The organism is Streptomyces endocoffeicus (genome assembly GCF_016741935.1).
GTDB lineage: Bacteria > Actinomycetota > Actinomycetes > Streptomycetales > Streptomycetaceae > Streptomyces > Streptomyces endocoffeicus.
The window spans coordinates 23603-30373 of record NZ_JAERRG010000061.1 but is presented as its reverse complement, the minus strand read 5'-3'; the positions used below and the strand labels follow the sequence as shown (position 1 = coordinate 30373).

At 70.9% G+C, this 6771-nt stretch carries 1 protein-coding gene; it reads left to right on the top strand.

Translation table 11 applies throughout. The features are described from left to right. Positions 1-6742 (top strand): type I polyketide synthase (locus JK364_RS51930; RefSeq protein ID WP_201858470.1); only part of this gene is annotated, 6742 nt, incomplete at its 5' end. Positions 6743-6771: the final 29 nt, after the last annotated feature.

Sequence of the window (6771 nt, the reverse complement as noted above, 5' to 3'; positions counted from 1 at the left end):
ACCCCTCGACCCCGCCTACTGGTACCGCAACCTGCGCGAACCCGTCCGCTTCGGCCCCGCCATCGACTTGCTGCAAGCCCAGGGCAACAACGTCTTCATCGAAATCAGCGCCAGCCCCGTCCTGCTCCAGACCATGGACGACGCAACCACCATCGCCACCCTGCACCGCGACGAAGACACCACCCACCGACTCCTCACCGCCTTCGCCGAAGCCCACGTCCACGGCGCCACCATCAACTGGCCCACCCTCCTCGACACCACCACGACATCGGTGCCGGACACGACACGAGTGCTGGACCTGCCGACCTACCCCTTCCAACGCCAGCGCTACTGGGCCATCAGCAACGGCCGCCCCACCGGCCAGGGCCACCCGTTGCTGGAAACCGTCGTGGCACTGCCCGGCACGGACGGGGTCGCACTGACCGGCCGAATCTCACTGGCCACCCACCCCTGGCTGGCCGACCACACAGTCCGCGGCACCGTCCTGCTCCCCGGCACCGCATTCGTGGAACTGGTAACCCGCGCCGCAACCGAGGTGAACTGCCAGGTCATCGACGAGCTGGTAATCGAGAAGCCCTTGACGCTGCCGCAGACCGACGGCATCCAGCTCTCGGTGACGGTGGGCCAGGCCGACGAGGCCGGGTGTCGCCCGGTGACCGTGTACTCCCAGACGGACGAGTCCGATGATTGGGTCCAGCACGTCACCGCCACCATCGCCCCCGGCGTATCGTTGTCTGAATCTGCGGCTTGGCCGCCCGCCCACGCCGAACCGGTCAACGTCACCGACTTTTACGCCGAATTGGCCGCAGCGGGTTATGAGTACGGGCCTGCCTTCCAGGGTTTGCAAACCGCCTGGCGCGACGGCAGCACCGTCTACGCCGAGATCACTCTCGCCGAGGAACAGGCCCAGGAAACGGCCCGTTTCACCATGCATCCCGCCCTGCTCGATGCCGCCCTGCACACCATCGCCCTGCACGCCACCGGCGACCTGCAACTCCCGTTCTCCTGGCGCCAGGTGCAGTTCCACGGCAGCGGCGCGGCGACGCTGCGGGTCGCGGTGACCCCGGCGGCAGACGGCTGGAACATCCGCGCCACCGACGACACCGGCCGGAACGTAGCCACCATCGGCTCGCTCGTGACCCGGCCCATGGCCGCCGAGACAACAGACGACCTGCTCGCCCTGACGTGGACCGAGATCCCGGCTCCCGAGCCCGGCGATCCGACGGATGTCGCGGTTTTCACCGCATTGCCCGAGCCCGGCAGCGACCCGCTGACGCAGACCCGCACGCTGACCACCCGGGTCCTGCACACCATCCAGGAATGGCTCGCCGACGATGACCGCACCCTGATCGTGCGGACCGGCACCGATCCGGCCTCCGCCGCGGTATCCGGGCTGGTGCGCTCCGCCCAGTCGGAACACCCCGGCCGGTTCATACTCGTGGAAAGCGACGACGAGACCCTCACCCAGGAGCAGCTCGCAGCGACCGCCAGGCTGGACGAACCCCGGCTGCGTATCACCGACGGCCGTTACGAGGTACCCCGCCTGACCCGCGAGGACACCGCACTCGCGGTTCCCGAAGACGGTGCCTGGATGCTCGATCAGCCGTCTCGTAGCGGCACCTTGCAGGACCTCCGCCTCGTCCCCACCGATGCCGCCGAACGGCCGCTGCGGCCCGGGGAGGTACGCATCGGCGTACGCGCGGCGGGTTTGAACTTCCGCGACATGGCCGTCGCCCTCGGCATGGTCACCGACACCCGCCTGATCGGTGGTGAGGGCGCCGGTGTCGTCATCGAGGCCGGCCCCGACGTGGAGGATCTGAGGCCGGGCGACCGCGTGTTCGGCCTTCTCGAAGGCGGATTCGGGCCGGTCGCCGTCGCCGACCGCCGTGCCCTCGCCCTGGTCCCCGACGGCTGGTCGTTCACCACAGCGGCATCCGTCCCGATCGTGTTCGCCACCGCCTACTACGGATTGCTCGACCTGGCCGGGCTGCGAGCGGGCGAATCGGTGCTGATCCACGCGGCCACCGGCGGCGTCGGCATGGCCGCCACCCAGATCGCCCGATACCTCGGCGCCCATGTCTACGCCACCGCCGGCACCGGGAAGCAGCATGTCCTGCGGGACGCCGGCCTCAGCGACGACCGGATCGCCGACTCCCGCACCACCGGCTTCCGCGAGGCCTTCCGCGACAGCACCGACGGCCGCGGTGTCGACGTGGTCCTCAACTCCCTCAAGGGCGACTTCGTCGACGCGTCCCTCGACCTGCTGGTCGACGGCGGCCGGTTCATCGAGATGGGCAAGACCGACATCCGTGACGCGGAACAGATCACGCATGCCACCTATCGGGCCTTCGACCTCATGGACGCCGGCCCGGAGCGCCTGCGGGAGATCATCACCGAGTTGCTCGCCCTGTTCGAGCAGGGCGTCCTGCGGCCGTTGCCGGTGCAGGCCTTCGACATCCGGCAGGCCCGCGACGCGTTCGGCCGGATGAGCCGGGCCCGCCACATCGGCAAGCTCGTACTCACCATCCCCCAGCCGATCGACCCCGACGGCACCGTGCTGATCACCGGCGGCTCCGGCGTCCTCGCCGGCATCGTCGCCCGGCACCTCGTGACCGCCGAGGGCCTGCGGAACTTGCTCCTCCTCTCCCGCGGTGCCCCGTCCGAGGCTTTGATCGGTGAGCTGACCGCGTTGGGGGCTCAGGTCGAGACCGCGGCCTGCGACGTCGCCGACCGCGCAGCGCTGGCCCGAGTCCTCGACGGCGTTCCGCTGACCGCGGTGATCCACACCGCCGGCGCCCTCGACGACGGTGTCGTGGAGTCGCTCGACCCGCAACGCCTGGACTCCGTCCTGACGCCCAAGGCCGACGGCGCCTGGCACTTGCACGAGCTCACCCGCGACAGGGATCTTGCCGCGTTCATCATGTACTCCTCCGCAGCCGGTGTGCTGGGCGCTGCCGGACAGGGCAATTACGCGGCTGCCAACGCGTTCGTGGACGCTCTGGCCGTACACCGCCGTCTTGCGGGATTGCCTGCTCTTTCCCTGGCCTGGGGCTTGTGGGACGACACGAGCGCCCTGACGGCCGGCCTCACGGACAGCGACCACGACCGGATCCGCCGCAGCGGTGCGCGGACCATCACCGCCGAGCACGGGATGCGGATGTTCGACGCCGCCACCCGGCAGAGCGAGGCGGTCCTGCTCGCCGCGCCGATGGGCCCGATCCGCGGCGAGGACGTCCCGGCTCTGCTGCGCGGGCTGGCGGCGGTGCGGCAACCGCGGACGAGGGCCAAGCGCGACGTGGGCCCGGAGCGGCTGCGGGATCGGCTCAACGGCCGGACGAGCGCCGAGCAGCACCGCATCATGGTCGAACTGGTGCTGGGGTACGCGACGTCGGTACTCGGCCACGAGTCGCCGGACGCGATCGCGCCGGACCGGGCGTTCAAGGATCTGGGCATGGACTCGCTGACCGCGATCGAGCTCCGCAACCATCTCGTGGCGGAGACCGGGGTGCGGCTGCCCGCCACGACGGCGTTCGACCACCCGACCGCGGACGACCTGGCCAAGCGGCTCCTCGCAGAGGTCGGGCTCGCCCCGGCGCCGCAGCGCGCCGAGGCCGACATCCGCGAAGAGGTCGTGGTCGGCGAACCGGCCGGCGACGACTCCTGGACCAGCGAGCCGATCGCCGTCGTGTCGATGTCGTGCCGCGCACCCGGTGGGGTCGATTCTCCCGAGAGCCTGTGGCGTTTGGTCGAGTCCGGCACCGACGCGATCACCGACTTCCCCGGCGACCGCGGCTGGGACGTGGCCGGCCTGTACTCGCCGGACCCCGACACCGGTTACAAGACCTACTGTGTGCAGGGCGGCTTCCTGGACGCCGCGGCCGACTTCGACGCCGCCTTCTTCGGCATCAGCCCGCGTGAGGCACTGGGTATGGACCCGCAGCAGCGGCTGCTGCTGGAGACCTCCTGGGAGGCGATCGAGCGGGCGAGGATCGATCCAAGGTCACTGCGTGGCCGCAACGTCGGTGTCTACGTGGGCGGAGCGGCCCAGGGGTACGGCGTGGGCGCCATCGATCAGCAGCGGGACAACGTGATCACCGGCAGCTCGATCAGCCTGCTGTCCGGGCGGTTGTCGTACGCGCTCGGTCTGGAGGGCCCCGGCGTCACCGTCGACACCGCCTGCTCCTCCTCCCTGGTGGCCCTGCACCTCGCGTGCCAGGCGCTGCGGCAGCGCGAGTGCTCGATGGCGCTGGTGAGCGGCGTGTCAGTGATCCCCACCCCGGACGTGTTCGTGGAGTTCTCACGTCAGCGCGGCCTCGCGGCCGACGGCCGGTGCAAGTCGTTCTCCGCGTCGGCGGACGGCACGATCTGGGCCGAGGGCGTGGGCGTCCTGGTGCTGGAGCGGCTCTCCGAGGCGACCCGGCTGGGCCACCGGGTCCTGGCCGTCGTCCGGGGCAGCGCGGTCAATTCCGACGGCGCCTCGAACGGGCTGACCGCACCGAACGGCGTCTCCCAGCAGCGGGTGATCCGCCAGGCGCTGACCGGCGCCGGCCTCACCGCGGCGGACGTGGACGTGGTCGAGGCGCACGGCACCGGCACGAAGCTCGGTGATCCCATCGAGGCGGAGGCCATCCTGGCGACCTACGGGCAGGACCGTTCGACGCCCGTGCGCCTGGGCTCGCTGAAGTCGAACATCGGCCACGCCATGGCGGCGTCGGGCGTCCTCGCCGTGATCAAGATGGTGGAGGCGATGCGGCACGGGCTGATCCCGCGGACCCTGCACGTGGAAGAGCCGTCGCCGCACGTCGACTGGGCGTCGGGCGACGTCGCTCTGCTGACCGAGAACCAGCCGTGGCCGGATGACGCCAAACTGCGCCGGGCCGGGGTGTCCTCCTTCGGGCTCAGCGGCACCAACGCGCACGTGGTGCTCGAACAGTACCGGGCGCCGACGGCGCCCGACATCACCACCACCGAGCACCAACCGCTGGCCTGGACGCTGTCGGCCCGCGACCCGAAGGCGCTGCGCGAGCAGGCGGGCCGGTTGCACGCCGCCCTGACCGAGTCCCCGCAGTGGCGTCCGCTGGACATCGGCTACTCCCTGGCGACGACCCGATCGAACTTCGCGCACCGGGCCGTCGCGGTCGGCTCCGACCGCGAAGACCTCCTGCGCGCACTGTCGAAGCTGGCGGACGGCGCCGCGTGGCCGGCCCTGGTCACCGCGACCGCCAAGGACCGGCGGGTCGCCTACCTGTTCGACGGACAGGGCAGCCAGCGGCCGGACATGGGCAGCGGCCTGTACGAGCGCTTCCCTGCCTTCGCACGCGCCTGGGACCGGATCAGCACCGAGTTCGGCAAACACCTCGACCACTCGCTGACCGACGTCTACCTCGGCCGGGGCGACGCGGCGACGGCCGACCTCGTCGACGACACCCTCTACGCGCAGGCGGGCCTCTTCGCCATGGAGATCGCGCTGTTCGAACTGCTGGCGGAGTGGGGCGTGCGCCCCGACTTCGTCAGCGGGCACTCGATCGGTGAGACGGCCGCGGCGTACGCCGCGGGAGTGCTCTCGCTCGAGGACGTCACCACGCTGATCGTCGCGCGGGGACGAGCGCTGCGGCAGGCCCCGCCCGGCGCCATGGTCGCGCTGCGGGCGGGTGAGGACGAGGCGCGGGAGTTCCTCGGCCGTACGGGTGCGGCGCTCGATCTCGCAGCGGTCAACAGCCCGACGTCGGTGGTGGTGTCGGGTGCGTCCGAGGCGATGGCCGGCTTCCAGGCCCGGTGGACGGAGTCCGGGCGGGAGGCCAGGACCTTGAACGTCCGCCACGCCTTCCACTCGCGCCATGTGGAGGCCGTGCTCGGTGAGTTCAGGGAGGTGCTGGAGTCGCTGACCCTCCGTACCCCGACGCTCCCGGTGGTGTCCACCGTGACCGGACGCCTGATCGAGCCGACAGAGCTGAGCACACCGGAGTACTGGCTGCGCCAGGTCAGGCAGACCGTACGCTTCCACGACGCCATCCGCGAACTGTCCGGTCAAGGCGTCGGCACGTTCGTGGAGATCGGCCCCTCGGGTGCGCTCGCCTCAGCCGGGCTCGAATGCCTCGGCGACGAAGCCTCGTTCCACGCGGTGCAACGCCCGGGGTCGCCGGGAGACGTCTGCCTGATGACGGCCGTCGCGGAGCTGCACGCGGGCGGGACGACCGTCGACTGGGCGACGGTCCTGGCCGGCGGCCGGGCCACGGATCTGCCGGTCTATCCGTTCCAGCACGGGTCCTACTGGCTCGCCCCGGTCACGCGTGCCGCCGACGGTGCGCCGTCCGTGGGTGTGCCGGCCCCTGGCGAGTACGCCCAGCCCTCCGCCCCGGAGGAGCCCCAGACCATGCTGGAACTCGTCCGTCTGGAAGCGGCGATCGCCCTGAGCATCACCGACCCCAACCTCATCGCAGACGACTCGTCCTTCCTCGATCTGGGCTTCGACTCGCTCAGCGCCCTGCGGCTGAGCAATCGGCTGGCGGCGGTCACCGGCCTCGACCTGCCGCCCTCCCTGCTGTTCGACTACCCCACGCCGGGCGAACTGGCCGCACGGCTGGACGAGCTGAGCGCCGCCGACGACCTCGACGGCGCCGGTGTGTACGCCCTGCTCGAGGAGATCGACGAGCTGGACGACGGGGACTTCGACATGACCGAGGAGGAACACACGGCCATCTCCGAGCTGCTGGCAAAGCTCTCCGCCAAGTGGAGCCGATGACGCGACCGACTCCGCACCGCTGATGCGTA